Below are 16,179 nucleotides of genomic sequence, written 5' to 3' on the forward strand. Positions count from 1 at the left end.
GTTTTTCTAAAATAGGAATAATTTCATCTTTATGTTTTAAATAAAATTCATTTCCTCTTAAATAATCATCATAGTAATCAAGCAAAAATTGAATGGAAACAACTTCATCACATTCATAGTATCCATAAACTATTAGGTTTTCTGCTGTGTAAGGTAGTTCTTTTATGGTTTTAACATCTATACTTATATCTTTTGTTTTTGAGTTATATGTAATTGTTGCTTCTTGTTCCTTAACAAAATTCTGACTAGCTTCAGCATCTACATACTCAAATTTGATTTGAATATCTTGACTACAAACATATTCCTTCATTTGTCTTATAAAAACATCATCTGTATCTTGAAATAAAGTACAATCAAAAAAGTCATCTATATTATTTTCAAAACACCATCTACCTTCAGCAGTAAACCACATGTTGCATATATAATAACCATTTTCTTGACCCGTTCTTGCGGAGACTATATCTGATATGTCAGATTGACTATCTATAATATCAGTTGGATAATAAACATATTTATTTCTTTCTTCTTGAATTAAGAGAAAATACTCTATAGTTTTAAGATTTGATGCTTTAATATAAACTCTGCCATGTGCTTCTGATAAATTTGCCATATATTATTTACCTTCTTTCTCTTATTTCTATATAAGTATTATACATCCTAGGGTAGACATATTTTGTCTATATTCTAAAATTTAATATTGAAATTATGAAGCAGGACAAAAATTCTATTTCAGGAGAAAATGAAGAAAATCTTTTCACAATAAAACGCATAATATCAAGTTCTCTCAAGAACTGACACTATACGTTTTTCTGATTTTAAAGACTTTTTGTCCAATCTTTTTATTATTCTCTTACTTCACTAATCCACTCAATAAATTCTTGGAAATTAATTGTATCAGAAACCTTTTCAAAAATAGCTTCTGAATGAACTCTTGGATGAGGACGTTTTTTAAAAACTCCTTTAAACTCATAAGCGGTTGTTCCAAATTCATCTTTTTGGTGAACGAATACAACTATATTTCCAGTCAAGATTTCATCATAGCCTACAACCATTTCTTTTTTATTTTTATTGCGTTGAATAATAATTGTTTTTCCATTTTCATCAGTTGTAAGCTTGTTCATCCAACCATCATTTTCGTAAACTTTAGGAAACCAAATATAATGTTCCCCAGGATTGTTTGTTTTAGAAAATTCTTTCTTTCCTTTTGGATAGGTAGCACTTTCCCATGAGACATAATTTTCGCCATTTTTCTTTTTTATTCCAAACATTGTCAAAACTTGATCATGGGTACGCAAGCGCACACGATCTCCGACTTTAATAGAACCTTTCCATGCATATGGGTTATAAAGCTTATTGTAATCGTAAGGAATGAACTTACCATCTTTTTTTAATTCCGATTTCTTTAAACGAATCTTTTTAACAAACTCTTGAATTTGACCATCTAAATCTTCTTTTGTCCGATTATTACAATCAAAACGATATAATTGCATTTGAGTTTTTTCTACAATTACGCGCTCACGATAAGAATCTTCCGCGACTTGATTTTTGTGGTAAGATTCGTCAACTTCAATACCAATGTTGAATTGAGGAAAATATAAATCTACCAAATATCGCTTCCCATCTTCTCCACGAACTAATTGCTGAGTTGAAAATTCAATTTGATTATCATCTAACTTATGAATAATACGACTTATAACATAATATTCATATTTTTTGTGAGCAATTTTAGAAAGCATTAACGCATTATATTCTAGCTCAGAAAGAGCTGGTTTTTCTTTTTTCACCATTTTTTCTACCTTTTATTAATTCTATTGGTTTTATAATTTTTATATTCATTAAGTTATAGAACAATCTATATAGATAGTTCCAATTCTATTCCGATAAAAAATTTAAATATCTTTTGTTTTAAAATTTGTGTTCTAACAACCATTTCGATTAGTTAAATCTTCCAATCTTTCTTCTCCTGATTTAAGCATCTCTTTCTCAACTTGATTCCATTCTCCAAATAGTAAATCATGAAGAACGATTGCTGCTGAAGTTGTATTTTCTTTTGAATCATATACACAGCTTCTATCTCGTTGATAAATTTGAATTCTTTCAAAGATAGCTAGTTCTTCCAATTGTCGTGTATTATCAACTAAATGATTTACAATGAAATCATGATGTTCTTTTGGAGTTGCGCGTGCTTGATTTGGATTGATAGCGTATAGTTCTTCGTATCGGATAAGAGTACTTAGATAGGACAGCTCAGGCTTTGCCGCAATTAAGTCTAATTTTACTTCATATCCCTTATTTTTCAATAGTTGTGCTGTTTTCTTTGGAACATCAATAGTACGTAAAGTTCCCTCAATCAAAAGATTGTATCCCAAATGACTCAATTCTCTTACTAAAGACTCCACCATTTTTCCCGCAAAATCTTTGGTGTATTCTACACTGTCTTTGTCATATTCTTGCTGCAGTTCTAAATAGCGTGGATGCTGAGAACGAAAACTATCGCCATCTATGATAACAATATTTCCTTGAAATTCTTTCTGTTTAATACGATGAATTGTAGTCTTGCCGGCACCACTTTGCCCTCCAAGCAATATCGCTATAGGTTGCTTACTGGACTTTTTTCCTCTTGTCAGTGAACGAAGATTCCGTGCTAGAGCATGTTTGAATTCACTATCAGTATAATCTTGGATTTCCATTAGGCTACCATCCGTTTTTCAGATATCTCTAACATACGTTCAATTCCATCCAAATAGCCGCTATATCTTTCTATTTCATCAAAAGTTTCTACTAAATAGATATTCGTATGAATCAAGTCAGATAGATCATCACTCATTAAAATCCAAGGATTAGATTCATCATCAATGCTAATTCCCTGGCTATCTTGATAACGATAGAGTCGAGATAATAGATTAGCACCTCTTTCTTTCACAATTTCAATTTTTAAAGTCAGTTCATAATCTTCAACAGGATTGAGCATTTTGTCTTCTCCTACGATATCGACATAAGATACATTAAACTTCTGGCAGATGATGTCTATTAGTTCCGTAGAGACTGAACTCGTTCCATTTTCATAACGACTTAAGCTATTTCGAGAAATACCTATAATCCGTGCAAATTCGGGTTGTGTTAAGTCATGTGTTTTACGTAAGGATTTTATGTTCTTTCCAATCATGGCAAACTCCTTTATTTTTCTAAATCCATTATAGCATAAAAAAACAGAACGCACCAAAATTGGTGCGTTATTTCTTGTTTTTCTAGCCTAAACTTTACTTCTAAAAAAGCCACCTTAAAGAGTAATTCCTTTTTCGGTGGCTTTTCAAAATACTATACATTAAAATACTCTTGTTTAATTTTTGTAAGCAGATTGTTAGCAACCGAAGTTACACCAACATGCATCAGTTCAGGATCAGAATAATCTAGATTACGAGCATAGACTTCTGCAACAGTCTTAGCAATATGCTCATCCAATTTATAATTGGAGGCTTTTAATAGTGCTTGAAATAATTCTGAACTATATAGTTTAATATTATTTTCCAATGATACTACTGCCATTTTTGTAACTCCTCCCCTGTTTTTGATTGATAAACCTTCTCTATTTTCATTATATCACAAAAAGATTGGTTGTGAATGGATAATTATTTAAAAGAATAGGGGTTTCTAAACTCAGCAAGCATTTCTTCTTTTGTAATTTCATTCTGACGAAAACGAGCTAAAGCTTGGGTTGGATTGTCATCAGTCTGAACACCATAGATAAAATCAAAATGGTGTTGTAATTCATCTGGATTTTCCCGATTTTGAACGACAAATTCCGCAAAATCTAAATCTGACTCTGACTTTTTATGTTTTGCAAAATAGTGACAATGATAGTCAGGGTTCTTAAAAATTTCTATAAAATTTGAAATACGAAATTCTACTATAATTAGAATCTATACATAGCTTACTTCTGGTCATTTAAAACGAGCCCTGTTCTCCAAAATAATTTTATTAAAAAGAAAAACCCTGCCAAATTAATTTTTGGTAGGGTTTTTGGTAGGAAACTAAATTAATTTATCAGTTTCTAAAATGTGTTCACGATTCTAAAAGGCTGATACTATAGTATTCCGAATTCTAATTGGTATATGCCTCTTATTTAAGAGTAACTGAAGCTCCAGCTTCTTCCAATTTAGCTTTGATTTCTTCAGCTTCTGCAGTTGCAACGCCTTCTTTAACAAGTGCTGGTGCACCGTCAACAAGTTCTTTAGCTTCTTTAAGACCAAGACCTGTGATTTCACGTACAACTTTGATAACGCCAACTTTTTTGTCGCCTGCAGATGTCAATTCAACGTCGAATGAATCTTTAGCAGCACCAGCGTCAGCAGCACCAGCTGCAGCAACAGCTACAGGAGCAGCTGCAGTTACACCAAATTCTTCTTCGATAGCTTTTACAAGGTCGTTCAATTCAAGGATTGAAGCTTCTTTAATTTCAGCAATAATGTTTTCAATGTTCAATGCCATTGTTATTTCCTCCAAATATGTTTTAAATTTATAGTAGATTTTCGTAGCTAGGCTACGCTGCGTAGCTTAAGATTAAGCTGCGTCTTCTTTGTTGTCTGCAACCGCTTTGACTGCAAGAGCAACGTTGCGCACTGGCGCTTGAAGTACAGAAAGGAGCATAGAAAGAAGTCCTTCGCGGTTTGGAAGAGTTGCAAGTGCAAGAATCTCTTCTTTAGATGCGACAGCGCCTTCGATTGCACCACCTTTGATTTCAAGTGCTTCAGCGTTTTTAGAAAAGTCGTTCAAGATTTTCGCTGGTGCGATAACATCTTCGTTAGAAAATGCTACTGCAGATGGTCCAACAAATACAGATGCAAGATCTTCAAGACCAGCTTTTTCAGCTGCACGACGCAAGATTGAGTTTTTAATCACTTTATACTCAACTTCGCTTCCACGAAGCTCACGACGAAGAACTGTATCTTGCTCAACTGTCAAACCACGAGCGTCTACAACGACGATAGATGCAGCAGCTTTCATTTTTTCAGCTACTACGTCAACTAGTTCCGCTTTTTTAGCAATAATTGCTTCACTCATTAGTGTGTTCACCTCCGTAATTATTTTGCTTGGGGAAATTTTCCAAAAGAAAAACGCGCCCAAACCTAGACACGAAAGTACAATACGCTTCTTTTTACATGATACGTTTTGTCCTCGGTAGGATACTTATGAGTCGAGCTCCCCTACTGTCTTAGGCAGTTTTTTCAAACCGTATATAAGTATAGCATAGTCAAAAAAAGAATGCAAGATTTTTGCAAACTTTTTTTAAAATTTTTTCGTGATTTTTCTTCTAAAGTTCTATTGTCAAAACTTGACCTTGCTTAACAACCTGTTCTCCAGCGATATAAACATCATCAACATCACTGGATTTAACAGCATAGACGAGATGAGAAAGCATATTTTCCTGAGGTTGGAGATGAATTTTCCCTTGTGGTTGAATAACGAGAAAATCTGCCTGTTTACCAACTTCCAGACTTCCTATCTGATTTTCCATTCCTAGGACCTTAGCCCCTTCGATTGTCAGAGCCTTGAGGGATGTTTCGATTGGGAATTGGCTGGCATCCCCACTTTTCATCTTCTGAAGAAGGGCCGCAGTCCGTCCTTCCTCAAACATATCTAGATTATTATTGGAAGCAACCGAATCTGTCGCAATTCCTACTGCCACTCCTGCTTTTTGCAGTTGGATGATTGGAGCAATCCCTGAGGCCAGTTTGAGGTTACTGATAGGATTGTGGGCAATAGACACTTGAGAAGTTGCCAAACGTTCAATTTCTCGCTCGTTTAATTCGACCCCGTGAGCAAAGACAGACGGATGATCTAAATAACCCAGTTCTTCTAGAAAGGCGAGGGGGCGTTTGCCGTATCGTTTTAGAATAATTCCTGACTCCTCCTTGGTCTCCGCAACATGAATATGGATAGGAATATCCAGCTCTTTTGCCATTTCCAAGCTCTCTTCCAGCAAATCTTTACTACAGCTGTAGGGAGAATGTGGGGCTACCATAACCTTGAAATTTGGATTTTTATATTCTAAGATTTTCTCTATGATGAATCGAGTTCTGCTTATAATTTCATCAGTTGTCTCTGCCTCTGAAGAAAAGAGGGTCGGTGAGAAATAACAACGCATCTTGGAATCTTTCACTGCCTGATAAATCCGCTCAATCTCCACTCCATTTGGATTATACATATCATTAAAGGTTGTTGTTCCTGACTGGAGCATTTCTGTCAGCGCTTCTTTGACCGCCTTGGTAGTCATGTCTGGAGTAAACTCAGCTTCTGCAGGCCAAATATAGTCATTGAGCCATTCATGGAGATTGCTGTCATCCCGAATTCCTCGCAAGCCTGTCATAGCAGAATGTGTGTGGCAATTGACCAATCCAGGCATAATCCAGGCCCCCTGATAGTCTATAATCTGCTCAGCTTGCTCTAAAATCTCTGAATTCTCTTGACCGACATAGACGATTTGAGAATCCTTAACAGCTAAGATTCCATCCAGATAAACATGGAAATCTTGGTCACAAGTCACGATATTTACATGCTGATAGACTTTCATTCTAGGCTCCTTTTCTAAAAGACAATTTATACTCAAATTCAAACCGCTGCAGATTCTCCTTGCCGTAGGTATATGTTACTAAGTCTTATCTACAACCTCAAAGCAGTGCTTTGAGCAAGCTACAGCTAGCTTCCTAGCTTGCTCTTTAATTTTCATTGAGTATTACAGTGAATAATTTTTCTAGCTATTGTAACAAAAAAGTCACCCGAAGGCAACTTTTTTCGTCCATAAACTTTCAAAAGAGAATGGCTTATTCAGAGCTAAAAGCGGCAGCTTGCTGCATTTGGTAATACTTGCCCTTTCTAGTCATGAGATCCTGATGATTGCCATGCTCCACGATGTCGCCATCCACCAAGACAAGAATCAAATCCACATCCTGAATGGTTGACAAGCGGTGGGCGATGATAAAGCTAGTACGCCCCTTCATGAGTTTGGCAAAGGCATCCTGTACCAGCACTTCTGTCCGTGTATCGATAGAAGAAGTCGCCTCGTCTAAGATGAGAATCTTTGGAATAGCCAGAAAGACTCGGGCAATGGTCAAGAGCTGAGCCTGACCGACAGAGAGAGATTCTCCAGCATTTTCTAGCTTTGTATCATAGCCTTGAGGTAACTGTTGGATGAAAAAGTCTGCATTGGCTGCTTTGGCAGCAGCAATCACTTGCTCCCGACTAGCATCAGGATTGCCAAAGGCAATATTATCATGAATGGTTCCTTGCTTGAGCCAGGTTTCTTGGAGCACCATGCCAAACTGTTGTCTCAATGATGCTCGAGTATAATCATAAATGGAACGACCATCTAACAAGATATCTCCCGAGTTAATAGGATAAAAACGCATAAGAAGGTTGATAAAGGTTGATTTTCCAGCACCTGTCGGACCAACAATAGCTACCTTGCTACCGGATGGGATATCGATAGATAAATCCTTAATCAAAATCTTTTCAGGATTGTAGCCAAAAGAGACATGTCTAAAAGAAATAGCTCCCTTAACTTGGTCACTGGTCAAGACTGCCTTACCTGTTTCAGCCACCTCAGGACTCTCTAAGACTCCATAAACACGCTCTGCACAAGCCAGAGCACTTTGCAACTCAGCTAGAACTGAAGAAATATCGTTAAAGGGCTTGGTGTACTGTTGAACATAGTTCAAAAATGTCACTAAACGCCCAATGGTCAAGGTAGAGCCCATCATGATACGATAAGCACCCACTCCAGCTAAAAGCGCATAAATGAGTGCATTGACAAATCGAGTCGAAGGATTAACCGTTGATGAATAAAAGATGGCTGACTGAGAATAGCCTGCGTAGTTGTCATTAGCCTCACGCAGTCTTTGAATAAACTCTGCCTGAGCATTAAAGGACTGGATAATGGTCTGCTGGCTAAGCGATTCTTCAATCAACTGAGTCTGAATTCCCCTCGTCTCCGTTTGCTTCTGGAAGAGATGATAGGATCGTTTGGCAATGAAGCGTGAAATCACCATGGATAGTGGAGTCAACAGCAAGACTAAGAGAGTCATGAGGAGATGGATTTGGAGCATGGCTAGAATACTAACCAAAATCATCAAGACGCCAATGAAAAATTGGTTAAAAATCATAGTCAAGCCAGCTGCCAACTGTTCTATGTCCGTGGTTACACGACTGACCATCTCCCCACTTCCTTGTCGATCGACAAAAGCAATCGGTAACCGATGGAGCTTATGGATGATTCGCTCTCGCAAGCCTCTGGTATAAGAGAAAATTAGACGATTATAGAGGAGAGGATTGGCCCATTGAACTAGTGTATTTCCTATGACCACCAATACCATCTGAATGAAAATTTGCCAAAAAACTAGCGAAGACTCAGCCACTAGAACCTGGTCGATGACCTGCCCAATCAGAATAGGTAGGTAGATTGATAAGGCAACCTGGGCAATGGTTCCTAGAAAGGCTAGGAAAAGGAGGAAAGGATGACTTGATAAATCTTTGGCCAAACGTGTGAGTGTTTGATTTGCAGTTTGTCGTCTCATGCTAGTCCTCCTTTCCATGTTGGGATTCATTGATTTCACGATAGACTTGATTAGATTTCATCAAATCCTCGTGCTTGCCGATAGCTAGTAGCTCCCCTTTTTCCAAGAGAAGAATCTGGTCAGCCATCTGTAAAGTCGATGTTCTTTGAGAAATCAAAATTAAGCTCGTATTTGGCAAATTTTCTCGAATAGCTTTCAAGAGCCTAGACTCGGTAATAGTGTCGAGGGCCGAAGTCGCATCATCTAGGATGAGAAACGGAGCCTGGCGCAAGACTGCTCGTGCGATAGACAGCCTTTGTTTTTGACCGCCCGAGAAATTTCGACCTCCTGCCTCAACTAGAGCATCCAAGATTCCTTCCTTTTCACTGACAAAATCCTTTGCTTGCGCAATTTCCAAGGCCTGCCAGAGTTCTTGGTCAGTTACTTCTTGATCTAAACCTAGAGTCAAGTTGGAACGAATGGTTCCTTTAAAGAGTTCGACTTTTTGGGGCACATAGGCAATCCAAGACCGCCACTGCTCAAGATTACGAGGACTAGATCCATCTCGATAAAGGTCAATGCTCCCCTTGTCTGCTGGATAAAGTCCAAGGATGAGTTGCACCAAGCTTGATTTACCAGAACCCGTTCCCCCAATGATACCAAGGATTTGTCCTTGAGTCATATCAAAGGAAATGTCTCTCAGAGAAGGCTGGGCCGCATCAGGATAGGTAAAGGTCAGTTCTTGAACTTGTAAAACCCGCTCGCTGGTATCTTGCTTTTGTTCTAACTCTGAATGGATATCTTCTGGAGCCTCAGCAAAAACTTCCTCGATTCGCTTGGCTGAGATATAGGATTGGTTGAGGGAATTTATCAGCATGGCTAACTTGACCAATTCCACCAAAATCTGTAGTAGATAGTTGATAAGGGCAATGAGAGCACCTTGACTTAGCAATCCTCCTTGAATAGAAATATAGCCCTGCAAGATGATGACGAGGAGAGTTCCATTGACAATCAGATAAGTCAGAGGGGTTAATAAACTAGACCAGAAGCCTGTTTTTTCTTGCAATCTGGCATAAACTTGGTTAAGGGTTTGAAAAATTTGTAACTCTCGTTTTTCTTGGCCAAAAGCACGAATCACTCTCATTCCTTGTAATTGCTGGCGCGTTTCTTGAACCAGTTGGTCCGTTTTCTTTCTAAGACTACTGTAGAGAGGATTAACCAGTCTAGAGAGCCCTACAATAACAATGGTCAAAATGACAACCATGACCAAGAACCAGAAAGTCAGCTCAGCTGAGATTCGATAAGCCATAAAAATGGCACCAAAAACGATAATAGGCGCTCGCAAAAAGAGACGTAGGAATTGATTGATACCAGTCTGAATCTGGTAGGTATCCGAAGTCAAGCGAGTGACCAAGCTAGAAGTGGTCAAACGATCTCTGCTGTCCTTGGGCAAGAAAAGAATATGACGATAGAGATCATCTGTCAGTCCTTTGGCAAATCCAACCGCAGCCTTAGCTGAGTAGAACTGGGCTATTAAGGCCACTACAACACCAATTACTGCAAAGATAAGGAGCAAACCAATCTGCATCCAGAGATGACCTTGATTTTTCTGGGGCAAGGATTGGTCAACAATCCTAGCAATCACCATGGGAACCAAGAGTTCAAAAACAGCTTCTAGTAGCTTGAACAAGGGTGCAAAAATCGATTCCTTGATGTAAGATTTAAAGTAAGATAATAGGTGTTTCATAGATCCCTTCTATTCGTTTTCTAGAAATGAAGAAAGTGGGAAGCACCCACCCTCTCTGATTTATTTGTTTAAGTAAGGCAGTAGATAGCCATATCCTTCCTCTTCCATCTCATCCTTGACCACAAAGCGCAAGGATGCAGAATTAATACAGTAACGGAGGCCACCAAACTCACGCGGTCCATCTGTGAAAACATGACCCAAGTGAGCATTTCCTGACCGAGAACGAACCTCAATTCGCTCCATTCCATGACTGAGATCCTTGTAATAATGAATCAATTCCTTGGAAATCGGACGGCTAAAACTTGGCCAACCACATCCTGAGGCAAACTTATCCTTGGCAAAAAAGAGTGGCTCACCCGTCGTAATATCTACATAAATCCCTTCTTCAAAGGTTTGGTCATAGGCATTGGTAAATGGAGGCTCTGTAGCAGCTTCTTGGGTAACACGATAGGATTCTTCAGATAAACTGCCCTTTAACACCTCTTGACTAGGCTTTTCATAGTTAGAGGCATCAATCAATGGCTTATCAGCATCGGTCACATCGATATGACAGTAACCTGAAGGATTTTTCTTAAGATAGTCTTGGTGGTAATCTTCAGCCAGAATGTAGTGGCGAAGTTTCTCCACCTCTACTGCAATCTTTCGCCCAAGCATGCGCTCCTGCTCCTGCACCACTGTGAAGATAGCTGGCAAGTCTGCTTTATCCTGATAATATATACCGGTCCGATACTGACGTCCACGGTCATTCCCTTGTTGATTGACTGATAATGGATCAATAACACGGAAATAATAAAGTAAAATCTCTCTGAGTGATACTGTCTTCTCATCATAAATCACTTGAACCGTTTCTGCATGGTCTGTTTCCTTGAGCAACTGGTAATTGGTCGTTTCGACTTGTCCATTAGCGTAGCCAACACTGGTTGCTAGCACTCCAGAAATGCGTGAAAAATATTCCTCTAGGCCCCAAAAACAACCACCTGCTAGATAAATTTCTGCCATCTTTATTTCTCCTTTATCAAGTTTTTAGCTAATACTCTTCGAAAATCTCTTCAAACCACGTCAGCTTACATCTGCAACCTCAAAATAGTATTTTGAGCAGCCTACGGATAGCTTCCTAGTTTGTTCTTTGATTTTCATTGAGTATAAACTTCTTTTCAAAAAAAGGATAGGAAGCCCTCTGGTCAAGAGTTTCCCCATCCTATCTTCTATTCTTTATTTTGCTTCTACACGGACACCTTGGGTATCAACCTTCAAGTCATGAAGTTTTCCTTTGAAGGGTTGCTTTTCCAATTCTGCCTTAATCTTTGGCATTTTGTCATGAGAAGCCAAAACCATAACTGTCGGCCCAGCACCAGAAAGGTAGGTTGCATAGGCACTATTTTCTTTGGCTACTTGCTTGATCGTCGCAAATTCTCTCACCAAGTCCTGACGATAGCGCTCGTGGAAGAGGTCTCCCTCGATTGCTTGCCCAGCGGTCACCATGTCTCCTGCCAACAAGGCTGCAACCGCCACATTGGCGATAGAACTGGCCGCAACAGCTTCCTTGTAAGACAATTTCTTAGGCAAGACGCCACGGCTGTCTCGAGTACGTAATTCATAGTTTGGAATGTAGGCTAGGAAATCACACTCTGGGAAGTCTGCTACGATAGCAGAAACTTGCCCATCAACGGAGCTTGCAATAACGAGATTACCATAAATGGCTGGAGCCACATTATCAGGATGCCCTTCAATCTTGGTCGCTAATTGCAATTTTTCATGGTCAGATAAGTTGAGATTCCCCAGTTGGTTGGCTAGTTCAATCCCAGCAACGATAACCGAGCTAGAAGAACCCAAACCACGCGCCAAGGGAACATCACTGGTCATTTTCAAGCGTCTTGGTTGCAAGTCTGGTACAATTTGCAAAGCGATTTTGAGCAAGAGATTACGCTCGTCATGTGGAATCCATTTGCCAATCTGATGTTCAATCAGCCACTCATCTCGTTCTTCACATACCTCAATTTGAAGATACTTGGTTACAGCTACACCGACCGAGTCAAAACCTGGCCCGATATTGGCACTGGTTGCAGGTACAATAATCTTCATCTTATTCTCCTAGCACCTTGAAGGTATTCAAGAGGTCGAATTCTGAAACCTTCTTCAATTCAGCTGAGACATTTTCAAGTTGCGCTTTATTAATCTTGTGTGTGATGATAACGACACGCGCATTGTCACCATCTTTTCCATCTTGGAGGATTTGCTTGAAGGAAATATCTTGGGCATTAAAGATTTCAGCCAATTTCAAGACCTGACCTTTTGAGTCTGGAGCCAAGATTGAGAAGTAGTAATTTGCTTTAACATCCTCAGGATTTGCCAAGACCAAGTCACGGCTGTATTCGTTGAAGTCTTTACCGATGGTTCCATCATTCAGGCGACGAACGATACGGACAATATCTGCTACAACACTTGTTGCAGTTGGTTTTTGACCAGCACCTGGTCCGTAGTACATAGACTCGCCGATACCGATAGATTCTACAAAAACAGCATTCATTACGCCATTCACACTGGCAAGTGGGTGCGCTTTAGGTAGGAAGGTTGGAGTTACTTCTGCAGCAATACCTGAAGGAGTTTCTTCGATTGAACCAACCAATTTCACTACATAACCCAAGTCTTGGGCTACAGCTACGTCTTCTGGTGTGATATTGCGGATTCCCTTGTGGGCTACATCATCAAAGGCAACCTTCATGCCAAAGGCAAATTGGCTCAAAATAACCATCTTGTAGGCTGCATCAATCCCATCTACGTCATTTGTCGGATCGCTTTCTGCAAATCCTAGACGTTGCGCTTCCGCAAGAGCATCATCGTAAGACCAGCCTTCTTCCACCATCTTGGTCATCATGAAGTTAGAAGTTCCATTGACTACACCAAGCACGCGCGTAATTTTATCAGAAGCCAAGGAATTTGCCAAGGTACGAAGAATTGGAATCCCACCAGCTACTGCTGCTTCGTAGTAAAGTGCTACCTTATTAGCTTGAGCGATTTCTAGCAATTCTGCACCATGGACAGCCAAAAGATCCTTATTAGCAGTCACAACGTGTTTTCCAGCTTCCAAGGCACGAGTGATAAAGGTTTTAGCTGGTTCGATACGCCCCATCAATTCCACTACGATCGTAATGTCTTGATCTGACAAAATGTCATCCACATTGGTTACAAAGTTAAAGTCATTCCCTGCTGCAAGCAAGCGATTCTTTTCATCTTCATCCTTGACCAATACTTTAGCAACTTCAATCTCTGAATGTGCTGATTGATTGATTTTTTCTCCATTTTCCTTTAGGAGGAAGGGCACACCACTTGCAACGGTACCAAATCCTAGTAAAGCAATTTTAACTGTCATGTTTGTCTCCTCGAAATTTTCTAATATAGCCATTATAACAGAATTTTGTGAAAATTCCTATTATAGTAAATCACTATTTCAATCTAGAAAAGAAAAAACGAATCAGACGATTCGCTCTACTTAAAATCTAGAAAAAGCTTTCCAGAAAGGATTATCCAATCTTTTGCAGATTTAGCACAGCATCGTGATTCATCAAGACTTGACCATACTCCTGCAAGACTGAACGACTGATGTCACTATCGTCTGCAAACTCGCGCATACGAGCCAACAGCCAAGCTGGATATGGACTTGGATGATTTTCAATATCCACTAAAATGGTCAAATAATAGCGCTCATTCATCTTGTAGAGTTCAGAAGTTTCCATCTCAAAAGTCACTGTCTTGGCAAAAGCCACCAAGTCAGCTAATTTTGCAAAAGAAAGGATGTAGTAGATGTAAGGCTCTTTCTTACTTTCAACTTCTTGTTCAGCCTGTTCCTGCTCTTCTTCCTTGGCTTCGACTTGCTCAAGAGATTGAATCGCTTCGATATCATCCTTAGTTTTATCCGCGATGCTTTTTTCCAAGGTTTTGATAAATTCATCTGGCGACATTTGGGCTAATTCTTCCATATCTGGTAAATCCGATAAGTCTTCAAAATCTAGATTTTGATCAATCTTTGATTTGGTTACAAAGACATCGACCTTATCAGGTTTTGGAGTCACACGGAAACTCAACATGCCTGTATCCAGAAAGCTATCAGGCATCTCTAACTCATCCAAGATAGCATAAAAGAACTCTTCTGTTTTTTCTTGAGGAACGAGAAAGTCAGCAATCTCCATGCCACGATCCATCAAATCCTCTAAAGACATCGTGATTTTCAAAGTTGTATCACTAATTTGTTTCATTTTCATTGCTAGTAACCTCATACTTTCAGTTCTATCTATTATACTAGATTTTTACGATTTTATCAAAAGAATGGAGCAAGAATGTGATATAATACTAGAGACCATTTTACAATACAAGAAAGAAAGTACAATGAAAAATATAAAAGTTAATGCACTGGCTAGCTTACTAGTCAATGTTCTCAATATCGTTTTTCCGCTGATAACCAATCCTTATCTGACTCGGATTCTCAGCAAATCCAATTACGGTTATTTCAATACCGCAAATACCTGGGCTAGCTTTGTCATTCCTTTAGCCGCCTTTGGAATCTATAACTACGGAATTCGAGCTATCAGTAAGGTCAAGGATGATAAAAATAAAATCAACTATGTTTTCTCTAAGTTATTCTATATCTCCATTATTACATCTGTTCTAACAACAAGTATCTATTTCCTATTTATTTATCTGGATAATAGTATTGAAAATTTGAAAGAACTCTACTATATACTTGGTGTCCAGGCTCTCTTCCAATTCCTTTATATCGAGTGGATGAATGAAGCTTATGAAAATTATGCATTCATCTTATACAAAACATTGGTTATTCGTATTGCCATGTTGATCGCTATCTTCACCTTTGTAAAAACTCCAAATGATATCGTACCTTATGCAATCATCATGAGTGCAACGACAATTCTCAACTATCTACTCAGTTTTCTCTGGATTAAACGAGAAGTTTCCTTTGTTAAGATTGGTCTTGTCGAATTAGTCAAAGCATCTAAACCACTCTTGACCATGTTGCTTCTAGCTAATGCCAATATGCTCTACACCTTACTTGATAGAATGTTTATCACCAAAGGACCTGATGAAAACTACATTTCTTATTACACCATTGCTTCTAGCATCGTTATGTTGATTGCCAGTGTCCTGAGTGGAGCTATCAACGTTAGTATTCCACGTCTCGGCTACTATCTCGGTAAGAAAGACTACGAATCTTATAAAAATCTTCTAAACCAAGGAGCCGCCCTCTTTTATTTCCTTATCATTCCAACCAGTATTGGGATTATGGTATTAGGAAACTATGCTGCAGTCATCTACTCTTCTGAAAAATACCTTGAAGCTGGTATTGTGACTAGTGTCTTCGCCTTTCGTACTATCATTTGGGCCATTGAGTTAATCCTTGGTAAACAAATTATCTTCATCAACGACCACGAAAATCGTTTAACAGCCTTTTACTTTATTGGTGGCGGTGCCAATATCCTACTCAACAGTCTCTTATATTTCAATAATATTTTTGCACCAGAGTATTACATTGCTACTACTATTATTGCAGAAACTGTAGTTGTTCTACTGGAAATTTACTTTATCAAGAAACATCATCTGCTTGACTTAAAAGAAATCTTTACTACTTTAACACGCTATACTATTGTATCGCTCGGATTCATTCCGATCTATTTTGCGTTTAAATTCCTTTTCCAAATCAACTCTTATATAGTCAACCTCAATATGATACTCATGGTTCTCTCGACTGTTGCAACCTGTGGAATCTACTATCTCTTGATACTTTTTATCACAAAAGATAAAACATTCCATTATGCACTCAATCTTGCTCTTGCTAAGATTAAAAGAAATTAAAAAAATTACCTACCTATCTAA

General features: G+C 38.6%; 15 protein-coding genes and 1 other annotated feature. Of the genes, 1 reads left to right on the top strand and 14 read right to left on the bottom strand.

The window, feature by feature from the left end; genetic code table 11:
- The 14 genes from HMPREF1048_RS08650 to mecA all read right to left on the bottom strand — a co-directional run.
- Window positions 1-610 (bottom strand): hypothetical protein (locus HMPREF1048_RS08650; protein WP_000002268.1); only part of this gene is annotated, 610 nt, incomplete at its 3' end.
- Window positions 611-842: 232 nt separating this feature from the next.
- Entirely contained in the window at window positions 843-1,787 is a 945-nt protein-coding gene (locus HMPREF1048_RS08655; protein ID WP_000239221.1) for an AbaSI family restriction endonuclease, read from the bottom strand.
- Between the two features lie 132 nt (window positions 1,788-1,919).
- Entirely contained in the window at window positions 1,920-2,690 is a 771-nt protein-coding gene (gene pezT / locus HMPREF1048_RS08660; protein WP_000405372.1) for a type II toxin-antitoxin system toxin PezT, read from the bottom strand.
- Window positions 2,690-3,166: a type II toxin-antitoxin system antitoxin PezA gene (gene pezA, locus HMPREF1048_RS0102465; protein WP_000579612.1), complete on the bottom strand. Its 477-nt coding sequence runs from the start codon at window positions 3,164-3,166 to the stop codon at window positions 2,690-2,692. Before pezA ends, pezT begins: the two co-directional genes overlap by 1 nt.
- Window positions 3,167-3,318: 152 nt before the next feature.
- Window positions 3,319-3,546, bottom strand: coding sequence for a hypothetical protein (locus HMPREF1048_RS08665; protein ID WP_000301901.1), 228 nt, complete (start codon window positions 3,544-3,546; stop codon window positions 3,319-3,321).
- A 573-nt stretch (window positions 3,547-4,119) separates the two neighbouring features.
- Complete coding sequence (rplL, locus tag HMPREF1048_RS08670; protein ID WP_001196965.1) at window positions 4,120-4,488, bottom strand: 50S ribosomal protein L7/L12; 369 nt, start codon at window positions 4,486-4,488, stop codon at window positions 4,120-4,122.
- A 72-nt stretch (window positions 4,489-4,560) separates the two neighbouring features.
- Window positions 4,561-5,061 (bottom strand): 50S ribosomal protein L10, encoded by a 501-nt coding sequence (gene rplJ / locus HMPREF1048_RS08675; RefSeq protein ID WP_001287277.1) that lies wholly within the window; start codon window positions 5,059-5,061, stop codon window positions 4,561-4,563.
- 38 nt (window positions 5,062-5,099) lie between these two features.
- Window positions 5,100-5,235 (bottom strand) — a sequence feature (ribosomal protein L10 leader region).
- A gap of 76 nt (window positions 5,236-5,311) precedes the next feature.
- Entirely contained in the window at window positions 5,312-6,571 is a 1,260-nt protein-coding gene (locus HMPREF1048_RS08680) for a TRZ/ATZ family protein (protein ID WP_000870429.1), read from the bottom strand.
- A 250-nt stretch (window positions 6,572-6,821) separates the two neighbouring features.
- Window positions 6,822-8,570 (bottom strand): ABC transporter ATP-binding protein, encoded by a 1,749-nt coding sequence (locus HMPREF1048_RS08685; protein ID WP_001254299.1) that lies wholly within the window; start codon window positions 8,568-8,570, stop codon window positions 6,822-6,824.
- Between the two features lies 1 nt (window position 8,571).
- The gene (locus tag HMPREF1048_RS08690; protein WP_000681734.1) at window positions 8,572-10,296 is read right to left on the bottom strand and encodes an ABC transporter ATP-binding protein; all 1,725 of its coding nucleotides are present in this window, start codon (window positions 10,294-10,296) and stop codon (window positions 8,572-8,574) included.
- Window positions 10,297-10,356: 60 nt separating this feature from the next.
- Window positions 10,357-11,295, bottom strand: a complete 939-nt coding sequence (gene msrB / locus HMPREF1048_RS08695) for a peptide-methionine (R)-S-oxide reductase MsrB (protein ID WP_000818193.1) — start codon at window positions 11,293-11,295, stop codon at window positions 10,357-10,359.
- A gap of 213 nt (window positions 11,296-11,508) precedes the next feature.
- Window positions 11,509-12,378: a homoserine kinase gene (gene thrB / locus HMPREF1048_RS08700; protein WP_000692428.1), complete on the bottom strand. Its 870-nt coding sequence runs from the start codon at window positions 12,376-12,378 to the stop codon at window positions 11,509-11,511.
- 1 nt (window position 12,379) lies between these two features.
- Window positions 12,380-13,666, bottom strand: coding sequence for a homoserine dehydrogenase (locus HMPREF1048_RS08705; RefSeq protein ID WP_000216348.1), 1,287 nt, complete (start codon window positions 13,664-13,666; stop codon window positions 12,380-12,382).
- 151 nt (window positions 13,667-13,817) lie between these two features.
- Window positions 13,818-14,555 carry an adaptor protein MecA gene (gene mecA / locus HMPREF1048_RS08710; protein ID WP_000782684.1) on the bottom strand — a complete coding sequence of 246 codons (738 nt, stop codon included), beginning with the start codon at window positions 14,553-14,555 and terminating at the stop codon, window positions 13,818-13,820.
- Between the two features lie 124 nt (window positions 14,556-14,679).
- On the opposite strand from mecA, the gene HMPREF1048_RS08715 reads away from it, so the two are divergent.
- Window positions 14,680-16,158, top strand: a complete 1,479-nt coding sequence (locus HMPREF1048_RS08715) for an oligosaccharide flippase family protein (protein ID WP_000789715.1) — start codon at window positions 14,680-14,682, stop codon at window positions 16,156-16,158.
- Window positions 16,159-16,179: the final 21 nt, after the last annotated feature.

Source organism: Streptococcus mitis SK575 (assembly GCF_000257865.1).
GTDB classification, from domain to species: Bacteria; Bacillota; Bacilli; order Lactobacillales; family Streptococcaceae; genus Streptococcus; species Streptococcus mitis_CQ.

Coding starts and splice junctions, on each gene's coding strand:
- HMPREF1048_RS08705 (WP_000216348.1), bottom strand. CDS start 13,666: ATGACAGTTAAAATTGCTTTACTAGGATTTGGTACCGTTGCAAGTGGT.
- msrB (WP_000818193.1), bottom strand. CDS start 11,295: ATGGCAGAAATTTATCTAGCAGGTGGTTGTTTTTGGGGCCTAGAGGAA.
- pezA (WP_000579612.1), bottom strand. CDS start 3,166: ATGATTGGAAAGAACATAAAATCCTTACGTAAAACACATGACTTAACA.
- rplL (WP_001196965.1), bottom strand. CDS start 4,488: ATGGCATTGAACATTGAAAACATTATTGCTGAAATTAAAGAAGCTTCA.
- thrB (WP_000692428.1), bottom strand. CDS start 12,378: ATGAAGATTATTGTACCTGCAACCAGTGCCAATATCGGGCCAGGTTTT.
- HMPREF1048_RS08715 (WP_000789715.1), top strand. CDS start 14,680: ATGAAAAATATAAAAGTTAATGCACTGGCTAGCTTACTAGTCAATGTT.
- HMPREF1048_RS08680 (WP_000870429.1), bottom strand. CDS start 6,571: ATGAAAGTCTATCAGCATGTAAATATCGTGACTTGTGACCAAGATTTC.
- HMPREF1048_RS08685 (WP_001254299.1), bottom strand. CDS start 8,570: ATGAGACGACAAACTGCAAATCAAACACTCACACGTTTGGCCAAAGAT.
- HMPREF1048_RS08690 (WP_000681734.1), bottom strand. CDS start 10,296: ATGAAACACCTATTATCTTACTTTAAATCTTACATCAAGGAATCGATT.
- pezT (WP_000405372.1), bottom strand. CDS start 2,690: ATGGAAATCCAAGATTATACTGATAGTGAATTCAAACATGCTCTAGCA.
- HMPREF1048_RS08665 (WP_000301901.1), bottom strand. CDS start 3,546: ATGGCAGTAGTATCATTGGAAAATAATATTAAACTATATAGTTCAGAA.
- HMPREF1048_RS08655 (WP_000239221.1), bottom strand. CDS start 1,787: ATGGTGAAAAAAGAAAAACCAGCTCTTTCTGAGCTAGAATATAATGCG.
- rplJ (WP_001287277.1), bottom strand. CDS start 5,061: ATGAGTGAAGCAATTATTGCTAAAAAAGCGGAACTAGTTGACGTAGTA.
- mecA (WP_000782684.1), bottom strand. CDS start 14,555: ATGAAAATGAAACAAATTAGTGATACAACTTTGAAAATCACGATGTCT.